This window comes from Nonomuraea deserti (assembly GCF_004348685.1).
Lineage (GTDB): Bacteria > Actinomycetota > Actinomycetes > Streptosporangiales > Streptosporangiaceae > Nonomuraea > Nonomuraea deserti.
In genome coordinates this window covers 1-17,785 of sequence record NZ_SMKO01000136.1, presented here as the reverse complement: position 1 = coordinate 17,785, position 17,785 = coordinate 1, and the positions used below count along the sequence as shown (strand labels likewise).

Here is a 17,785-nt window from a genome sequence, read left to right as displayed (position 1 = left end):
GCGTATGAAGGTCACGAGGTTCACGCATGCCTGCGTCCGCGTGGAACATGAGGGGCGCAGGCTGGTCATCGATCCGGGGACGTGGAGCGAGCCCTCCGCTCTGGACGGCGCGGACGCCGTGCTGGTCACGCACGAGCACGGCGACCACGCTGACGTGCTGCGGCTGCTGGGGGCCGGGGTGCGGGTGTACGCGCCGGCCGGGGCCGACCTGGGGCGGCTGCCGTACACGCCGGTGAGCGCCGGTGACGAGCTCTCGGTGGCGGGCTTCCACGTGCGGGCCTGCGGTGGGCGGCACGCGCAGATTTATGGCGGTCTGCCCGACTGTGCCAATCTCGGCTACCTGATCGAGCACGCCCTCTACCATCCCGGCGACTCGCTGTACGTGCCGCAGGAGCCGGTGGAGACGCTGCTGGTGCCGTTGCAGGCGTCGTGGCTGAAGACCGCCGAGGTGATCGACTTCGTACGCGCGGTGCGGCCGCGGCGGGCGTACGGGATCCATGACGCGCAGGTCAACGAGCGCGGGCTGGCGAGCGTGAACGGGTGGCTGGCCCAGGAGACCGGCCACGGCTACCGCTGGCTGCCTCCGGGCGGGACGCCGTAGCCGCAGGTGACCACCGTGGCCAGCCGGGCCAGGCCGGCCTTGATCTCCCCGATCGTCATGCCGCGCTCTTCCTGCTGGAAGGCGATCAGGCGGGCGTTGACGGGCGCGAGGAGCGCGTCGGCCAGGAACGCCGGGTCGGCGTTCGGGCAGGCCTGGGCGAGCAGCGTGGCCAGGTGGACGTGGTGCACCCGGTACGGCCCGCTGTACCGGATGGTCTTGCCGCACTTCTCCAGCTGCGCGAACAGCCCTTGCTGGGCCACGACGCGGCCGACCAGAGCGTCCAGGAACGCGGTGATCCGTTCGGCGGCGGGGGCGCCGGGCCCGAGCGGCGGCGGCCCGGTGAGGAACGACTCCTGGAACTGCCGCTCCCGATCGTCGATCAGGGCGAGGACCAGCCCGGCGCGGTCGCCGAAGCGCCGGTAGACCGTGCCGACCCCGACGCCGGCGACGCGGGCCACCTCGTCGAGCGAGATGTCGTCCGCGCCGTGCTCGGCGATCATGCTGGCGGCCACCTCGATGATCTTCCGTCGGTTACGGGCGGCGTCGGCCCGTTCCGGCTGGGGCTGCCCGATCAGGGGCAAGGTTCGGCGTCCGCACACGGTGGGAGCATACCGCTTGTAAACGGAGAACACTCCGATTAACCTTCGAACCGGAGATCTCTCCGATTCCCTGAGGAGCCGTGATGAACGATTTCAACCAGCAGGTCATAGACGAGTTCCGCGCCAACGAGGGGCGGGTCGGGGGCATGTTCGACAAGGCGCACCTGCTGCTGCTCACCACCACTGGAGCCAAGAGCGGCAAGCACACCACCACCCCGTTGATGTACCTGCCCGACGGCGACCGCCACGTCGTCATCGCGTCCGCCGGCGGCGCCGACAAGCACCCGGCCTGGTACCACAACCTGCGCGCCACCCCCAAGGCCACCATCGAGGTCGGCACGGACACGTTCGAGGCCGGCGCCGTCGCCGTGGAAGGCGAGGAACGCGACCAGCTCTACGCGCGGATGGTGGCGCAGGCACCCCAGTTCGCCGAGTACGAGGCCAAGACCGCCCGCCGCATCCCCGTGATCGCCCTCGTACGCTCCTGACGCTCCTGACCACGACCGGGCCAGCAGGCATGGGGCCGGCCGCGGCAGGAACGGCGACGGACCCCGCCGCAGGCGGAAAGCGCCGGCCCGGCCGCAGAAGCGATGCGGCGGTCGGGCACAAGGGGGGCGCGGCGGGCCCGGAGCCGGAACGGCACCGCGGCGGTCCGGCGGGGAGCGCTGCGGCGCCCAGCCACCAGGTGCGCCCCGAGACGGTCGGACGGGGCGCGATGGCGGTCAGAAGGGGGCGTCGCTCCCGTCGTCGGAAGTGGGATCGGCGCGGCGGGCCATGGCCGCGGCGAGCTTGACCCGGGCCCCCTGCAGCCACTCCTCGCAGACGGCGGCCAGCTTCTCGCCCCGCTCCCAGAGCTCGATCGACTGCTCCAGGGTGAGCCCGCCGGTCTCCAGGCGGCGCACCACCTCGGTCAGCTCCTCGCGGGCCTGCTCATATGAGGGTGCCTTCTCGTCTGCCACGGCACCCACCCTAGACGCGACGGCGCGTACCCGGGCGCAGGCGCGTTCCCGTACCCGAGCAAGGCGTGCCGAGCGCGGGGCGTGCCCGGCAGGGGCCTGGTCAGCCCTGGGGGCGCTGCTGGAGGAGGGCGGCCAGCTGGCCCAGCTCGGTCCAGCCGGCGGTGCCGGTGATCACCAGTGTCACGTCGGGCAGGATCCGCACCAGGGTGCGCTGGTTCTTGTCCTCGCGGAAGCGCCGCTCCCACGTGACCCCGCCGGCCTGCTGCGTGCCCACGGCCTTGTCGCTGTTGGCCATGCGGCTCGCGAACCCGGCGGGCGGCTTCTCGTCGCTCTGCGCGAACATCGCGTGCTCGCGCTCGGCGGTGGCGTAACCGAGGTAGAGGACCTTGGCGCCGCCCGTGCCGGCGGCGATCCGGTTGCTGTTGGGCACCCATCCGGCCGGGTCGTTCCGCGGCGCCCACACGCCGTAGGGCACCTCGTGACCGAAGTTGGCGACGGTGATGGAGTAGTCGACCCGCGGGATGTGCTCGTCGCGGCTCTGCGGGGTGACCAGCAGGAACACCCCGGCTCCCACGAGGCAGACCAGCAGGGCTACCGCGTAGCCGTAGAAACCTTCGGTGAACCGTCGCACACCTGGCGAGGTTACCCGCTGGACGAGGCGGTCGCCGAAGTGGCCGGGCGGATCTGGCCGATGATGGCGAGGGCGTCCTCGGCCAGGCCCCGATCGCCTGACCGTACGACCTCGGACACGGCCGCGGCCAGCGCCCCCGTGATCACCACGACCAGCGCGCCCTCATCCTCGAACAGGGTGGCGTTGAGCTGGGCCCACTTGCGGAGCCGGTCGCGCATGATGACGTCGAAGCCGGGCGGGCCGTCGCCGCGCAGGAAGAGCGCGGCCAGCTCGCGCTCCTCCAGGCAGCCCTCCAGGTAGGCGCGGGCGGCGCTGACGAACACGCGCATCGGGTCGGTCTCGCCGGCGGCGCGGGCCTCGCGGGCGGCCAGTTTGGTGCGCTGCGACAGCCCGGCCTGGAACTCCTCCCACAACGTGAGGTAGAGGTCGGCCTTGCCGGAGAAGTGGTGGTAGAGGCTGCCCACGCTGGCCTCCGCCTTGGCCACCACGTCGGTCACGCCCGCCTCCGCGAAGCCCTTGGAGACGAAGACCTCCCTGGCGGCGGCCAGCAGTGAGCTGCGTGTGGCCGCGCCCCGCTCGGACGTGCGCGACTGGGCCACCACGTTTTCCACATCGCTCATTCGGAACTCCTCCACGGCGAGGCGCCATCCTGCTCCACGGCGGAGGCGGGATCTCCGGCGCGGGAGCGCTGGACCCGTTCTCCGATGCACGGGGCGACCAGTCGAAGCTTACAGAGGTCGCCTTCCCCCCGCTTCTGGGCAGAGAAGCAATGCCGGCAGGGCAGATTATCCCGCCCTGAGCGGGAATATGGCGGCAACTACGATCGACGTAGATGTTCCACGAGGAGGCCACGCATCATGTCCGACGAGACGTCCGTACCGGCCCCGCTCGCCACGGGCGAGCACGCCCCCGACCGTAACCTGGCGATGGAGCTCGTCCGGGTCACGGAGGCCGCCGCGATGGCGGCGGCCCGCTGGGTCGGCCGGGGAGACAAGAACGGCGCCGACGGCGCGGCGGTGAACGCCATGCGCCAGCTGATCAACACGGTGTCGATGAACGGCGTGGTGGTCATCGGCGAGGGTGAGAAGGACCACGCCCCGATGTTGTTCAACGGCGAGCAGGTCGGCGCCGGCAGCGGCCCCGCCTGCGACGTGGCCGTCGACCCCATCGACGGCACCAGGCTGACGGCGCTGGGCATGCCCGACGCGGTGTCGGTGATCGCCGTGAGCGAGCGCGGTTCGATGTACGACCCGTCCGCGGTGTTCTACATGGAGAAGCTGGTCACCGGCCCCGAGGCGGCCGGCATGGTCGACATCGAGGCCCCTGTGTCCGCGAACATCAACGCGGTGGCCAAGGCCAAGCACTGCTCGCCGTCCGACGTGACCGTGGTGGTGCTCGACCGGCCCAGGCACGAGCGGCTGGTCAAGGAGATCAGGGAGACGGGCGCGCGGATCAAGTTCATCACCGACGGCGACGTGGCCGGCGCGATCATGGCGGCCCGCTCCGGTACGGGCATCGACCTGATGCTGGGCATCGGCGGCACGCCCGAGGGCATCGTGGCGGCGTGCGCGCTCAAGTGCCTGGGCGGCGTGATCCAGGGCCGGCTCTGGCCCCGCGACGACGCCGAGCGGAGCAAGGCGGTCGACGCCGGGCACGATCTCGGCCAGGTGCTCACCACCAACGACCTGGTCAGGTCGGACGACGTGTTCTTCGCGGCGACCGGCATCACGCACGGCGAGCTCATGCAGGGCGTGCGGTTCAGGGCCGGCTCGGCGGTGACGGAATCGCTGGTGATGCGCGGCCGGTCGGGGACGATCCGCAAGATCGAGAGCGAGCACCAGCTCTGGAAGTTGCGGGCGTACAGCGCGATCAACTTCGACACCGCGGGCTGAGGCGGCGGGCGGGCGGGCGGCCGGAAAGGCGCGGTCAGCGGCGGCGCTTGCGGCGGGGTGGCTCCTTGACCTTGACCTCGCCGGCGAAGTTGGTCGTGCGCACCTCGACGACGGGCCCGCCCGGCTCGGTCGGCTGCTTGGTCAGCCGGACGGTCTTGTCCTTGGCGACCCTGATCACCTCGAGCCCTTCAGGAACGTGGATCTCCAGCCCGCCGAAGACGAGGGTGGCGTTGATGACAATCCGCCGGTTCTGCAGGATCGCGTCACGGAAGTCGAGCTTCGTCGTGCCGAACATGGCCGTCACGGCGACCTCGGCGGGCACGACCCAGCGCCCGCCGCGCTGCTCCTTCTTGAAGATGGCCGACACCGGCCGGCCGTCGAGGTTGAGCGGCTGCTCCTCGGCGGGCAGCAGGTCGGCGGTGAGCGCGGCCAGCTCGCCGAGCGTGCGCGAGGAGTAGAGCACGCCGAGCCGTTCCTCCAGCTCCTCCAGGGTGAGCCGGCCGTCGGCGTGGGCGTCCTGGAGGACCTGGGCGATGCGCTCCCGGTCGGCGTCGGACGCGCGTAGCTCGTGCGGCTGCGGCGCGTCGCTGGGCGCCGGCGGGCGTCGGGCCGACACCCACTCCTCGGCCAGCCGCTCTCCCACTTCCTGCAGCTTGGGCAACCACGATCCAGCGCGTTCGTTCACACTTCTGACGATATCTGGCGCTCGCCGGATGCGCTCGTCCCGAACCGGTCGCGTCAGCCGATTCGCGCCGGGGAGGCGACGATCCCCTCGGCCAGGTCCTCGTTCGTCTCGGCGTGGCGGGAAGGCGGCGGCCGCGCCCCGGAAGGCAGCGTCCGGAAAGGCAGCGTCCGGAAAGGCGGCCTCCCGGAAGGCAGCGGTTCCGGGAAGGCGCGAGAAGTGCGCGCCGCGCGGAATCCGCGCGCGTCCCCGACCGTTGATCCGGCGTAGGGAGGTGTGTGCGCGTGCATCAACCGGCGCGGTGGGGTCTCGGCGCGGCAGGCGCGGGCATTGCGGTCATCCTCGGCCTCGAGGTGTCCAGCCTCGACGAGATGAACCCGATCAGGCGGACCATCAGCGAGCACGGCCTGGGCCCCGACGGCTGGATCTTCGGGTTCGCCGTGGGTCTGCTGGCGGCGGGGTCCGTGGGCATCGGCGTGTCGCTGGCGCGGAGGAAGCTGGCCGGTGTGCTCGGCACCGTGGCGCTCATGGGGTGGAGCGCCGGCCTGCTCATGACGGCGTGGTTCCAGAAGCACGACTGGTCGGTGGGGCCGAGCCTGAGCGGGAGCATCCACCGGGTGGGCAGTCTCGTGGCCTTCCTGTGCCTGCCGCTGGCGGTCGTGCTCATCACCGGGCCATGGCGGCGCCGCGTGCGGTCGCGGGCCACGCTGGTGGCGTTCGGGCTCGGGATCTGCTCGGTGTTGTGGGTGGTGGGCATCGGCACGATGGTGTTCATCGGCACGCGTAGCGGGCTGCCGTGGTATCGGATCATGCCCCTCGGGCTGGTGGAGCGCGGCCTGGCCGTCACGGAGGTGGCGGCGCTGCTGGCGCTCGGCGTGTGGGCGGCCACACCGGGGAACCGCTCGTTGAAACCCGGGCTGCGTGCTGGCGGAGCGGCGGGTTCTGCCGCTAACCTGACTCCGCCTCACGTTTGATCCACCCCCCGATCAGGAGGCCGCCGTGCCGTCCTCGCGTGATCGCCAGGCCCGGCTCGCCACGTACGTCGTCTACGCCGTGCAGGGCCTGTCGTTCGCCTCGCTCCTCATCCAGGTCGCCGCCCTGCAGGACAAGCACGAGCTCGACGAGGGCACGCTGACGCTCCTCCTGCTGATCGTTCCCGTGTTCGCGGGGGCCGGCAGCGTGGCGGCGGGCGCGTTCGCCGCCCGCCACGGCAGCAGGGTCCTGCTGCGGGTCGCCCAGCCGGTGGTGGCCGCCGCCGTGGTGCTGGCCGGGCTCGCGCCGAGCGTGCCGCTGCTGGTGCCGGTCCTGCTGGTGTTCGGCGTGGCCGTGGGCGCGGTCGACGCGGGCATCAACATGCAGGGCGTGGCGGTCGAGCGCAGGTACGGCGTCCAGGTGCTCAACGGCTTCCACTGCGTGTGGAGCGCGTTCGGCATGGCCGGAGCGTTATGGGCGTCGGTCGCCGCCGATCTGACGCTGCCGCTCATCATGGCCGTCCCGATGGCCTTCGCGCTGGCCGGCTCCCTCTACGCGGGCCGCGGCCTGTACGCGCCGGACGAGGAGAAGGTCCCGGCCGCCTCAGACACCGCCCCCGGCCGTTTCCCCTGGCGACCGATCGTCCCCCTGTGCCTGGCCATGGGCTTCCTCTACGTCGGCGACGCCGCCGTGTCCAATTTCAACACCGTGTTCATGAAGGACGTGCTGGCGGCGGGGCCGCGCGTGATCCCGCTGGCCTACGTGGCCTACCAGGCGACCACGCTGGCCGTCAGGCTCGGCGGCGACCTCGCCGTCCGCAGGTACGGCCCCGCCGCCGTCGTCAGGATCGGCGGCGTGATCGCGACGGCCGGCTTCCTCGGCGTCGTCCTGGCCCCCAACCAGCCGCTCGGCATCGTCGCGTTCGGGCTGACCGGGGTGGGTTTGTCGGTGGTGGCGCCGCAGTCGTTCTCGGCGGCCGGCCGGCTCGACCCGTCGGGCACCGGGGTCGCCATCGCCAGGGTGAACCTCTTCAACTACGTCGGCTTCATCGTGGGCGCGGCCCTGGTCGGCGGCATCGCGGACGCCGCGGACATGCGGGTGGCGTTCGCCGCGCCGCTGGTGCTGGCCGCCGCGATCATCGTGCTCGCGCCCGGTTTCGAGCCCAGGAGCCGCGCCGGTCAGCCCGCGCCCAGCACCCCGTCGAGGTAGGCGAGGCTGCGCCGCACGTCCTCGATCGGCCGGTCGTCAGGGCCGGACAGGATGACGTCCTGCTCCATGACGTACCAGCCGTCGTAGCCGCTCCTGGTCAGGCCGGTGACGATGGCCTCGATGTCCACGTCGCCCCGGCCCAGCGGGCGGTAGACGCCCTCGCGCACCGCCTGCGTGTAGGCCAGCGTCCCGGCGGCGACCTGGGCGGCGAGGCGGGCGTCGACGTCCTTGAGATGCACGTGCGCGATCCGCGACGGGGCCGCCTCGACCAGGGCGGCCGGGTCGGTGCCGCCGACCAGCAGGTGGCCGGTGTCCAGGCAGAGCGGCATCGAGCTGCCCTCCAGCACCCGCTCGACCTCGGCCCGGGTCTCGACCATGGTGCCCACGTGCGGGTGGAGGACCGCTCGGGGGCCGAGCGCGGCGGCGATCCCGTCGAGGTTGCCCAGCAGCGTGGCCCAGCCGGCGGCGTCGAGCTCGGGACGCGTGTCGTAGCCGTCGTCGCCCGTGGCGGCGGCCAGCACGAGCAGCCCGTCGTCCGGCAGGCCGGGCAGGGGGTCGTGGCCGGGGTCGTGGAGCACGACGGGCACGAAGGCGCCGGCCAGGCGCAGGCCGTACCGCTCGATGAGGCCGGGCGTCAGGTAACCCTGAGGGCCCAGCTCGGTCGCGGTGAGGCCGAGCTCGCGCATCTCGGACAGCACACGGTCGGGCGGGAGCTGGTGGCCCCAGCCGGGGACCTCGCACACGCCCCACGAGATGGGGGCTCCAGCGAGCTTCATCGCCGCACCTCCGCCACGTCCACGGGACGGCCTTCGCGCAGCGACAGGTCGGCCGCCTCGGCCACGTACAGGGCCTCCAGCGCGTCCTCGATCGAGCAGAGGCCCTGGCCGCCGCGGAGGAAGCAGTCGATCTCGTCGCGGTACGCGGTCGCGAAACGGGTCACGAAGTCGGGCCAGGGATCGTCCGGCTCCCGCATGCCCTCGGTCGTGTGGAGCGGGGCGCGCGGGCCGAGCCCGACCGCCTGGGTGCGGCGGGTGCCCGCGAGTTCCATGCGCACGTCGTACCCGCCGCCGTTGTAGCGCGAGCCCTGCAGGGTGGCCAGCGTGCCGTCGTCCAGCGTGAGCAGCGCGGCGCTGGTGTCGACGTCGCCCGCCTCGGCGAAGAACGCAGCGCCGCGGTTGGCGCCCCGCGCGTAGACGGACACCACCTCGCGGCCGGTCACCCAGCGCAGGGCGTCGAAGTCGTGGACGTGGCAGTCGCGGAAGATGCCCCCGGACAGCGGGAGGTACGCGGCGGGCGGGGGCGCGGGGTCGGCCGTGACCAGGTGGACCCGGTGCAGCTCGCCCAGCTCGCGGTCCCGCACGGCCCGCGCGGCGGCCGCGTACCCGGGGTCGAACCGGCGCTGGAAGCCGACGTGCACCCGGTTGCCCGCGCGCGCCTCCAGCACCTTGACGGTCTCGCCCACCGTGCCCGCGACCGGTTTCTCGCAGAGGACCGGGATGCCGAGTGCGCAGGCTCGGACGATCAGCTCGGCGTGGGTGCTGGTCGGGGTGGCGATGACCACGGCGTCCGACTCGAACGGGTCTCCCGGCCTGCCGTACGGCGACGTCCGCACGGGATCTGCCACGATCAGCTCGTCCACCAGCGGATGGGCGGCCATGGTCGCGGCGTGGAAGGCCCCGATCCGGCCCAGACCGAACAGTCCCACACGCATGAACGTCTCCCGTCCCCGCCGGGCCCGCGTCCCGGGCGGATATGAACCTTTAATCCGTAACATGTCCTGACATTCTTACTTTTAAGCCTTGGACGGCCTCGGCGGCCTTGTGACCGGGCAACCGCGCGAACCCCACCACCACCGCCGGCTTCCCTGGCGACTGGCGCATCGGCCCCACAGGCTCGGCGGACAGCCCCAGCTCCCGCGCCACCCGCGCCGTCCGCGGCTCGTCCCAGCCGTCCGGCAGCTCCAGGTAGACGTGCAGACCCGCGTCGATGCCCTTGACGCTGATCGCGGGAAGCTCGCAGGCCAGCGCCCTGACGAGGGCGTCCCTGCGGCGGCGGTACTCCCTGCGCATGCGGCGCAGGTGCTTGTCGTAGCCGCCGGTACGCAGGAAGTGCGCCAGCGCGTACTGCTCGATGACCGGCGAGCCCAGGTCGAGCTCGCCCCTGGCCCGGCGCACGTCCTCGGCCAGGTCGGGCGGCGCGGCCACCCAGCCCAGGCGCAGGCCGGGCGCGAGCGCCTTGCTGACGCTGCCCGACAGGATCACGCGGTCGGGCGCCAGGCCCTGCAGGCAGCCGACGGGGTCGCGGTCGAAGCGGAACTCGGCGTCGTAGTCGTCCTCCAGGATCACCCGGCCGCCCACGTGGACCCACTCCATCAGCGCGGCCCTGCGGGACGGGGAGAGCACCACGCCGGTCGGGAACTGGTGGGCCGGCGTCACCAGCACCGCGTCACCGCTCAGCCTGCGCACGTCGAGGCCATCCTCGTCCACGGGCACCGGCACGAGGTGCGCGCCCGCTCTCCTGAGCAGGGGCACCTGGCGGTGGCTCGTCGGGTCCTCCACGGCGAGCCGGAGCGCGCGCCGCTGGGACAGCACGTGGAGCACGAGGCTCAGCCCCTGTGCCACGCCGCCGACGATGATGAGGTTCTCCGGGCGCGCGTCCGCCGCCCTGACCCTCCTCAGGTAGCCGGCCAGCTCTTCCCGCAGCTCAGGCACGCCGCCAGGGTCCCCGTAGTCGAGGGCGTCCGAGGGTACGGTGGCCAGGACGTGCCTGACGGCCGCCAGCCAGCGTTCACGGGGGAAGTGGCTGAGGTCGGGAGAGGTGGGACGATGACCGTAGTACGGCGCGCACGCGGGGGTGTCCGAGGTGGGCCGCACCGGCGTGGGCCGCTCCTGCGCCGCGGCGCGCCGCCTCGGTGCGACCCTGGCGGGGGGCACGGGGGTGACCCGGGTGCCGGCGCCCACTCTGGAGACCAGGAAACCCTCGGCGACGAGCTGCTCGTACGCCTCCACCACCACGCCCCTCGAGACCTGGAGGTCGCCGGCGAGGTCGCGGGTCGCGGGCAGGCGGGTGCCGGGGGCGAGCCGGCCGCCCCTGACGGCGTCGCGCAACTCGGAGGCGATCTGACCAGCGATCCCCCCTTTGTCGCGACTTATCTGGATGTGGAGGTCGGCCATATTGGTCCTGTCATCCGGCGGGACATTGGACTGTTTTCCCGAACCATCGTGCTCCTAGCATCCCGCACATGAGACAGGGAATCGTCCGCGCGGCCTCCGCCATGTTCCTGCTCGGGACGCTGGCGGGCGTCTCCGGGCTCATCGGCGGCTACCCCATCTACGGCGGGCAGGCCGTGCGGTACCTCGTGGCCGCCGCCATCCTGCTCGTCATCACACGGGTGCTCGGCCTGCGCTTCGTCCGGCTGACGCCGCGCGAGGCCCTGTGCCTGGCCGGGCTCACCCTCTTCGGCCTGGTCATCTTCAACATCTGCGTGATCGAGTCCACCAACGCCTCAGGGCCAGCGCTGGTCGGCACCATCCTCGGCACCGTGCCGCTCTGGCTCGCGCTGGCCGGCGGGCGGCCCGCGCCGCGGGTGCTCATCGGAGCATGCGTGGTGGTGGCCGGGGCGACCCTGGCCACCGGCCTCGGCAGCGGCAACCTGCCCGGCCTGCTCTGGGCGCTGGGCGCGCTCGTGGGCGAGGTGAGCTTCTCCCTGCTGGCCATCCCCCTGCTGCCGAAGCTGGGGGCGATCAGGGTGTCGGCCTACTCGACGGCGCTCGCCGTGCCCATGCTGGCCCTGGTCGGGCTGGCGTACGAAGGGCCCGGCATGGTGCGGACGCCGACCGTGGCCGAAGGGCTGGGGCTGGCCTACCTGGCGCTCGTGGTGACCGTCGGAGCCTTCTTCCTGTGGTATTCCGCGCTGCCCCGGCTGGGCCCCGGGCTGGCCGGGCTGTTCGCCGGGCTCATCCCGGTGGGCGCGATCGTCACGGGGGCGGTGCTCGGGATCGCGATGCCGACCGCGTACGACCTGCTCGGCGCCGGCCTGGTGATCGCGGGCATCACGCTCGGCCTCACCGCGGGGCGGTCACGGACGCGAGCGCAGGCGGCCGTCTCCGAGGCGTGAGCACCGGCGGCCGGGTCACCCGTTAACCTCTTGGGTGACCGAAAGGATGGACATGGGCGAGTTCGACTACACCGACCTGCTGCCGCTGGGAGCCGATGAGACCGAATATCGGCTGATCACCACGGAGGGGGTGCGGAAGGTCGAGGCGGCCGGGCGTACGTTCCTCGAGGTCGAGCCGGAGGCGCTGCGACTGCTGACCGAGACGGCGATCCACGACATCTCCCACTTCCTGCGGACCTCCCACCTCGCCCAGCTGCGCAAGATCGTCGATGACCCCGAGTCCAGCGGCAACGACCGCTTCGTCGCGCTCGACCTGCTGAAGAACGCCTCCATCTCGGCCGGCGGCGTGCTGCCCATGTGCCAGGACACCGGCACCGCGATCGTCATGGGCAAGCGCGGCCGCCACGTGCTGACCGACGGCCGCGACGCCGAGCACGTCTCGCGGGGCGTCTACGACGCCTACACCCGGCTCAACCTGCGTTACTCCCAGATGGCCCCGCTCAACATGTGGGAGGAGAAGAACACCGGCGACAACCTGCCCGCCCAGATCGAGCTGTACGCCGAGGACCCCCACGGCCACCCCGACGAGTACAAACTGCTGTTCATGGCCAAGGGCGGCGGCTCGGCCAACAAGTCGTTCCTGTACCAGGAGACCAAGGCCGTGCTCAACGAGAAGCGCATGCTGGCCTTCCTGGAGGAGAAGATCCGCTCGCTGGGCACGGCGGCCTGCCCGCCGTACCATCTGGCCATCGTCGTCGGCGGCACCTCCGCCGAATACGCGCTCAAGACCGCCAAATACGCCAGCGCCCGCTACCTCGACTCGATCCCGACCGAGGGCTCGCCGTCCGGGCACGGTTTCAGGGACCTCGAGATGGAGGCCAAGGTCTTCGAGCTCACCCAGAAGCTGGGCATCGGCGCGCAGTTCGGCGGCAAATACTTCTGCCACGACGTGCGCGTCATCCGCCTGCCCCGGCACGGCGCCTCCTGCCCGGTGGCCATCGCCGTGTCCTGCTCCGCCGACCGGCAGGCGCTGGCCAAGATCACGCCGGAGGGCGTGTTCCTGGAGCAGCTGGAGACCGACCCGGCGCGGTTCCTGCCGGAGACCACCGACGAGCATCTCTCGGACGACGTGGTCCAGGTCGACCTCAACCGTCCCATGCCCGAGATCCTCGTGCAGCTGACCAAATATCCTGTCAAGACGCGGCTGTCCCTCACCGGACCGCTCGTGGTCGCCCGCGACATCGCCCACGCCAAGATCGCCGAACTGCTCGACAACGGCGGCGAGATGCCGGAATACCTCAAGAACCACGCCGTCTACTACGCCGGACCGGCCAAGACCCCCGACGGTTACGCCTCCGGCTCGTTCGGGCCGACGACGGCCGGGCGCATGGACTCGTACGTCGGGCGCTTCCAGGCGGCCGGCGGGTCGATGGTGATGCTGGCCAAGGGCAACCGGTCGAAGCAGGTCACCGAGGCGTGCGAGCAGCACGGCGGCTTCTATCTCGGCTCCATCGGCGGCCCCGCCGCCAGGCTGGCGCAGGACTGCATCAAGAAGGTGGAGCTGCTCGAATATCCCGAGCTCGGGATGGAGGCCGTGTGGAAGATCGAGGTGGTCGACTTCCCCGCGTTCATCGTCGTGGACGACAAGGGCGACGACTTCTTCACCGACAGGACGGGCCCGGTCCTGTCCATCGGCCGCCGCTGACAGCGGGTGTTACCGCGCGGGAGGTCATCGGCGGGCGGACGCTCTCGGTGGCCACCGCGGCGGGCCGGCGGCCGGGGGGTTGAGGAGCCAGGGGGTTGAGGAGCCGCGGTCAGGCGCGGGCGGGCGCGTGGCGCGGCGGCTCCGGCCGGAGGTGGGCGGTCAGGCGGCCACCGGTGCCCGGTGCGGTGCCACGACGGTGCCGTCGGGCAGCAGCAGGCCGGTGTCGTCGAACAGCACGACGCCGTTGCAGAGCAGGCTCCACCCCTGGTCGGGGTGGGAAGCGATCACGTGTGACGCCTCACGGTCGGGCGAGTCGGCACTGGGGCAAACGGGGTAGTGACTGCACATCGCGCACCTCTCAGATAGCGCTCCTGGTCGTGGCTTCAATAGGGCAGCGGGCGCCCCGACGGCGTGCGAAGGTCCAGGCCGGCTCTGGCCGGCTTCTTCGGCCGGCGGCGAACCTGGGTCTGGCGCATCTTCATCACGTCCTTCAACGATCTGGCATCGGTGGGAGGACTTCGGCCTATGCCCCCAGTGTGACGTTCGGCACCGACATTTCCGGTGGCCTAGGAGTTGGCCCTCCCTCATGGCTTTACCATGCCCCCGACCACTTTCGGCACCCTTACAACCCGCTGACGACGCCCCCTAGGTCCCCGTAAGCACGCTTGTCGAACGCCTCTCAGCCATCATTCACGGGGACCGGCGACATGGGTGTGCCGGCGGGCACAAATGCCCGGCGAGCTGCATGAACGCGCTCCAGGAAGCCGGGCGGGGACGCGTGCGCGGGCGGCTCGCCGCCGCCCGCGCACGCTGGACCAATCTGACCCTCGCCGCACTGCCCGCACGAGGTCCTAGGTCGCAAGTCTGATGCAACTGCGAATGAGTTGCAATAGTGTCGTCCCAAAGATCCAGAAGGAGGACACGCATGGGGGACTACACCCTTCCCGACATGCCCTACGACTACGCCGCGCTGGAGCCCGCCATCACCGGCGAAATCCTGGAACTTCACCACGCCAAACACCACGCGGCCTACGTCAAGGGCGCCAACGACACGCTCGAGCGCCTCGCCGAGGCCCGCGACAGGGCCGAGTTCTCCAACCTCGTGGGCCTGGAGAAGACGTTCGCCTTCAACCTGTCCGGCCACGTCCTGCACTCGATCTTCTGGCGGAACCTGTCACCGGACGGCGGCGACCGCCCGGACGGGCCGCTCAGGGACGCCATAGACCAACACTTCGGCACGTTCGAGGCGTTCCAGAAGCAGCTCACCGCCGCCACCTCGACGGTCCAGGGCTCCGGATGGGGCGTGCTGGCCTGGGAGCCGACGAGCCGCAGGCTGGTCGTCGAGCAGGTCTACGACCATCACGGCAACGTCGGGATGAACACCACGCCACTGCTCGTGTTCGACGCCTGGGAGCATGCGTACTATCTTCAGTATCGGAACGTCCGACCCGACTACGTCGAGAAACTGTGGGGCCTCATCAACTGGGATGATGTGGCCGCGAGGTTTGCTGACGTGACGAGTCAGGCGACTTGACTTAACTTCGCAACATTTTATCGGCCACGCCTCTACTGGTCGGTTTACACAAATAGGTAAGCTGCCAGGCATGCGTGCGCCCTCCGGTTACCTACTCGCCGCGCGCTACCGGCTCCTGGAGCCGGTTGGTCGTGGCGGCATGGGCACCGTTTGGCGGGCGCATGACGAGCTGCTCGACCGCGACGTGGCGGTCAAGGAAGTACGCCTGCCCACCGTGCTCGACGAGGAGTTGCGCGCCGAGTTGTGCGCCCGCACCGAGCGCGAGGGCAGGGCGACCGCCATGGTCACCCACCCCTCGGTCATCACCGTGTTCGACGTGGTCACCGAGGACGACCGGCCATGGATCGTGATGGAGCTGCTCCGGGCCAAGTCTCTGGAGCAGCTCATCCAGGAGCACGGGCCGCTCCCCCCGCGCAGGGCCGCCGAGATCGGCCGGCAGATCCTCGGCGCGCTGCGCGCGGTGCACGCCAAGGGCATCCTGCACCGCGACGTCAAGCCGAGCAACGTGCTCGTGACCGAGGACCGCGCGGTGCTCACCGACTTCGGCCTGGCCGCACTCGAAGGTGACGTTTCCATTACCCAGGCGGGCATCGTGCTGGGGTCCGCCGGTTACATCGCGCCGGAGCGGGTGCTCGGCTCGAAGGCCAGCCCCGCGGGCGATCTGTGGTCGCTCGGGGCGACCCTCTACACCGCCGTCGAAGGCAGGGGCCTGCACGGCCGCCGTACGGCCGCGGCCGCGCTCGCGGCGCTGACCAGCGGCGAGCCGATCCCGATGAGCAAGGCCGGCCCGCTGGCCCCCGTGCTCGACGCGCTGCTGCGGATCGACCCGCAGACCAGGCTCGACTCCGTACGCGCCTCGCTGATGCTGGCCAGGGTGGCCGCTGGCGGCTCGGCGGAGGAGCCGCTGACCCCGCGCAAGCCCAAATCCGCACGCCCGGTGCCGGCCCTCACGCCACCGTCTTTCACACGCAGGCCCGCGCATCGCGGGCTGCACCGCGCCGAGACCCAGACCGTCACCGTGCCCGCGCCGAGGCAGGAACGTAAACCCGGCGAGGGAGTGCACAGGAAGCGCGTTGAAGCGCGGCCGTCGCCGTCGGCTTATGCTCGTTTGAAAGCGACGGTGATAAAGTTGTGCCTTCCTCGGCGGTTCTGGCCAAGAGAACTTCGCAAGCGAGGGTAAAGCACTTCCCAAGCGAGAATCGATATCTTCTTCTCATGCCGGAACAGCAGACACGCCTGCTCGCGGAGCGCTACGAGCTCATCACCCCGCTCGGGCGGGGCACCATGGGCACCGTGTGGCGCGCACGCGACCGCGCGCTGGGGCGCGAGGTGGCGGTCAAGGAGATCCGCCAGGACCCGGTGCTCACCGAAGAACAACGGACGGAGCTGCGCGAACGCATGGTCCGCGAGGGCCGCATCGCCTCCCGGATCAACCACCCGTCCGTGGCCTCCATCCACGACGTGATCATCCACGACGACAGCCCGTGGATCATCATGGAGCTCATCGAGGCCCGCTCGCTGGAGCAGGTGATCGACGAGGAGGGTCCGCTGCCACCCCGGCTCGTGGCCGAGATCGGCGTCGACCTGCTCGGCGCGCTGCGTGCCGCGCACGCCCAGGGCATCACCCATCGCGACGTCAAACCCGCCAACGTGCTCATCACCGAGAGCGGGCGCGTGGTGCTGACCGACTTCGGCATCGCCAAGGCCGAGGGCGACTCCCGGCTCACGAAGACGGGCATGGTGATCGGCTCCCCCGGCTACACCGCCCCGGAACGTGCCAGGGGCGACTACACCGGGCCCGAGTCCGACATCTGGGCGCTCGGGGCCACGCTCTACTTCGCGGTCGAGGGGCGGCCGGCGTACGAACGGTCCACGGTCGCTGAGACACTGGCGGCGCTGCTCACCGAGAGCGCCGACCCGCCCACGCAGGCGGGGCAGCTCCGTCCCGTGCTGAACGGGCTGCTGAACAAGGACTATCGACAGCGTCTCGGCGCTGCCAAGGCGGAGACCCTGCTGCGCATGGTCGCCGACACCCCCACGAGCGAGATGCCGGTGCTCACGGCCGAGGCTCTTATGGCGCAGGAGGCCGCTTTGCCCGATCCGTTCGCTGCCCAGAAAACCCCCGCCGACCAGGCGTCCGGCCCCGGCGCCGGCCAGGGGCCCGGCCCGGGCGGGCGCGGGCCCGGACACATGCCTGGCGGGCCGGGAGCGCCGCAGGGCCAGGGCGGGCCCGGCCAGGGCGGGCCCGGCCAGGGCGGGCCCGGACAGGGCGGGCCCGGACAGGGGCCTGGAGGGCATGGGCAGGGTCCCGGAGGGCACGGACAGGGTCCCGCGGGTCCCGGGCAGGGGCAGGGCGGTCCGGCGCCGCGAGGGGCGTTCAGCAGCCCGGGTGGTGCCGGCGCAGCGGGGCAGGGCTATCCCGGCCAGGCCGCGCCGGGTCCGAACGCCTTCACCGGATCCGGTCCCGGGCAAGGCGCGCCGGGGCCGCAGGGCGCGTTCGGCGGTCCAGGACACGAGCAGGGCCGGTCCGGGCAAGGGCCGGGCGGGCCCGGCGCGCCTGGGCAGGGCCCGGGCGCGACGAACCCGATGGGCGGCAGGCCCGGCCCGGCACCGGGCGCGGGCGGCGGGCCCGGCGGAAGGCAGGGTCCCGGCGGACCCGGCGGCCAGGGACCTGGCGGCCCAGGAAACGGCCCCGGCGGGCACGGACCCGGTGGACAGGGGCCCGGTGGACAGGGACCCGGTGGACAGGGACCCGGAGGACAGGGACCCGGAGGACAGGGACCCGGAGGACAGGGACCCGGAGGACAGGGACCCGGAGGACAGGGACCCGGAGGACAGGGACCCGGAGGACAGGGACCCGGAGGACAGGGACCCGGAGGACAGG

Annotated in this window: 19 protein-coding genes; 10 read left to right on the top strand and 9 right to left on the bottom strand. The window is 71.7% G+C overall.

Annotated elements, in window-relative coordinates:
- Window positions 1-4: 4 nt before the first annotated feature.
- Window positions 5-601: an MBL fold metallo-hydrolase gene (locus tag E1292_RS34955; RefSeq protein ID WP_132601250.1), complete on the top strand. Its 597-nt coding sequence runs from the start codon at window positions 5-7 to the stop codon at window positions 599-601.
- Here the strand turns inward: E1292_RS34955 and E1292_RS34950 are convergent.
- Window positions 568-1,200 (bottom strand): TetR/AcrR family transcriptional regulator, encoded by a 633-nt coding sequence (locus E1292_RS34950; protein ID WP_132601247.1) that lies wholly within the window; start codon window positions 1,198-1,200, stop codon window positions 568-570. The two genes, E1292_RS34955 and E1292_RS34950, sit on opposite strands and share 34 nt — an antisense overlap.
- Before the next feature lie 83 nt (window positions 1,201-1,283).
- Between E1292_RS34950 and E1292_RS34945 the strand changes: the two genes are divergently transcribed.
- Window positions 1,284-1,688, top strand: a complete 405-nt coding sequence (locus tag E1292_RS34945; protein ID WP_132601244.1) for a nitroreductase family deazaflavin-dependent oxidoreductase — start codon at window positions 1,284-1,286, stop codon at window positions 1,686-1,688.
- 234 nt (window positions 1,689-1,922) lie between these two features.
- On the opposite strand, the gene E1292_RS34940 is transcribed toward E1292_RS34945, so the two are convergent.
- From E1292_RS34940 to E1292_RS34930, 3 genes are all read right to left on the bottom strand, one after another.
- On the bottom strand, window positions 1,923-2,159 hold the full coding sequence (locus tag E1292_RS34940; RefSeq protein ID WP_132601241.1) for an exodeoxyribonuclease VII small subunit: 237 nt from the start codon (window positions 2,157-2,159) through the stop codon (window positions 1,923-1,925).
- 100 nt (window positions 2,160-2,259) lie between these two features.
- Window positions 2,260-2,790, bottom strand: a complete 531-nt coding sequence (locus E1292_RS34935; RefSeq protein WP_132601238.1) for a DUF4245 domain-containing protein — start codon at window positions 2,788-2,790, stop codon at window positions 2,260-2,262.
- A gap of 11 nt (window positions 2,791-2,801) precedes the next feature.
- Window positions 2,802-3,410 carry a TetR/AcrR family transcriptional regulator gene (locus E1292_RS34930; RefSeq protein ID WP_132601235.1) on the bottom strand — a complete coding sequence of 203 codons (609 nt, stop codon included), beginning with the start codon at window positions 3,408-3,410 and terminating at the stop codon, window positions 2,802-2,804.
- 237 nt (window positions 3,411-3,647) lie between these two features.
- Between E1292_RS34930 and glpX the strand changes: the two genes are divergently transcribed.
- Window positions 3,648-4,682, top strand: a complete 1,035-nt coding sequence (gene glpX, locus E1292_RS34925) for a class II fructose-bisphosphatase (protein WP_132601232.1) — start codon at window positions 3,648-3,650, stop codon at window positions 4,680-4,682.
- 34 nt (window positions 4,683-4,716) lie between these two features.
- Here the strand turns inward: glpX and E1292_RS34920 are convergent, their stop codons facing one another.
- Window positions 4,717-5,367 (bottom strand): DUF1707 SHOCT-like domain-containing protein, encoded by a 651-nt coding sequence (locus E1292_RS34920; protein ID WP_165974895.1) that lies wholly within the window; start codon window positions 5,365-5,367, stop codon window positions 4,717-4,719.
- Window positions 5,368-5,648: 281 nt separating this feature from the next.
- Between E1292_RS34920 and E1292_RS34915 the strand changes: the two genes are divergently transcribed.
- On the top strand, window positions 5,649-6,338 hold the full coding sequence (locus E1292_RS34915) for a DUF998 domain-containing protein (RefSeq protein WP_165974894.1): 690 nt from the start codon (window positions 5,649-5,651) through the stop codon (window positions 6,336-6,338).
- A gap of 25 nt (window positions 6,339-6,363) precedes the next feature.
- Window positions 6,364-7,545, top strand: coding sequence for an MFS transporter (locus tag E1292_RS34910; protein ID WP_132601223.1), 1,182 nt, complete (start codon window positions 6,364-6,366; stop codon window positions 7,543-7,545).
- On the opposite strand, the gene E1292_RS34905 is transcribed toward E1292_RS34910, so the two are convergent.
- The 3 genes from E1292_RS34905 to pdxR are packed head-to-tail and all read right to left on the bottom strand — an operon-like array spanning window position 7,515 to window position 10,718.
- Complete coding sequence (locus E1292_RS34905; protein ID WP_132601220.1) at window positions 7,515-8,321, bottom strand: TIM barrel protein; 807 nt, start codon at window positions 8,319-8,321, stop codon at window positions 7,515-7,517. The genes E1292_RS34910 and E1292_RS34905 overlap by 31 nt on opposite strands.
- Window positions 8,318-9,256 carry a Gfo/Idh/MocA family protein gene (locus E1292_RS34900; RefSeq protein ID WP_132601217.1) on the bottom strand — a complete coding sequence of 313 codons (939 nt, stop codon included), beginning with the start codon at window positions 9,254-9,256 and terminating at the stop codon, window positions 8,318-8,320. The genes E1292_RS34905 and E1292_RS34900 overlap by 4 nt, the downstream gene beginning before the upstream one ends.
- 49 nt (window positions 9,257-9,305) lie before the next feature.
- On the bottom strand, window positions 9,306-10,718 hold the full coding sequence (gene pdxR, locus E1292_RS34895; protein ID WP_132601214.1) for a MocR-like pyridoxine biosynthesis transcription factor PdxR: 1,413 nt from the start codon (window positions 10,716-10,718) through the stop codon (window positions 9,306-9,308).
- Window positions 10,719-10,786: 68 nt separating this feature from the next.
- On the opposite strand from pdxR, the gene E1292_RS34890 reads away from it, so the two are divergent.
- Both E1292_RS34890 and E1292_RS34885 read left to right on the top strand, forming a co-directional pair.
- On the top strand, window positions 10,787-11,662 hold the full coding sequence (locus E1292_RS34890; protein WP_132601211.1) for a DMT family transporter: 876 nt from the start codon (window positions 10,787-10,789) through the stop codon (window positions 11,660-11,662).
- A gap of 52 nt (window positions 11,663-11,714) precedes the next feature.
- A complete protein-coding gene (locus tag E1292_RS34885; RefSeq protein ID WP_132601280.1) occupies window positions 11,715-13,367 on the top strand; it encodes a fumarate hydratase in 1,653 nt (550 codons plus the stop codon).
- Window positions 13,368-13,526: 159 nt separating this feature from the next.
- On the opposite strand, the gene E1292_RS34880 is transcribed toward E1292_RS34885, so the two are convergent.
- Window positions 13,527-13,715: a DUF5999 family protein gene (locus E1292_RS34880; protein ID WP_132512196.1), complete on the bottom strand. Its 189-nt coding sequence runs from the start codon at window positions 13,713-13,715 to the stop codon at window positions 13,527-13,529.
- A 577-nt stretch (window positions 13,716-14,292) separates the two neighbouring features.
- Between E1292_RS34880 and E1292_RS34875 the strand changes: the two genes are divergently transcribed.
- The 3 genes from E1292_RS34875 to E1292_RS55160 all read left to right on the top strand — a co-directional run.
- Window positions 14,293-14,901 carry a superoxide dismutase gene (locus E1292_RS34875; RefSeq protein ID WP_132601208.1) on the top strand — a complete coding sequence of 203 codons (609 nt, stop codon included), beginning with the start codon at window positions 14,293-14,295 and terminating at the stop codon, window positions 14,899-14,901.
- Window positions 14,902-14,971: 70 nt separating this feature from the next.
- Window positions 14,972-16,081, top strand: a complete 1,110-nt coding sequence (locus E1292_RS34870) for a serine/threonine-protein kinase (protein ID WP_132601205.1) — start codon at window positions 14,972-14,974, stop codon at window positions 16,079-16,081.
- Between the two features lie 35 nt (window positions 16,082-16,116).
- The coding region (locus E1292_RS55160; RefSeq protein WP_132601202.1) for a serine/threonine-protein kinase at window positions 16,117-17,785 on the top strand (1,669 nt) is incomplete at its 3' end.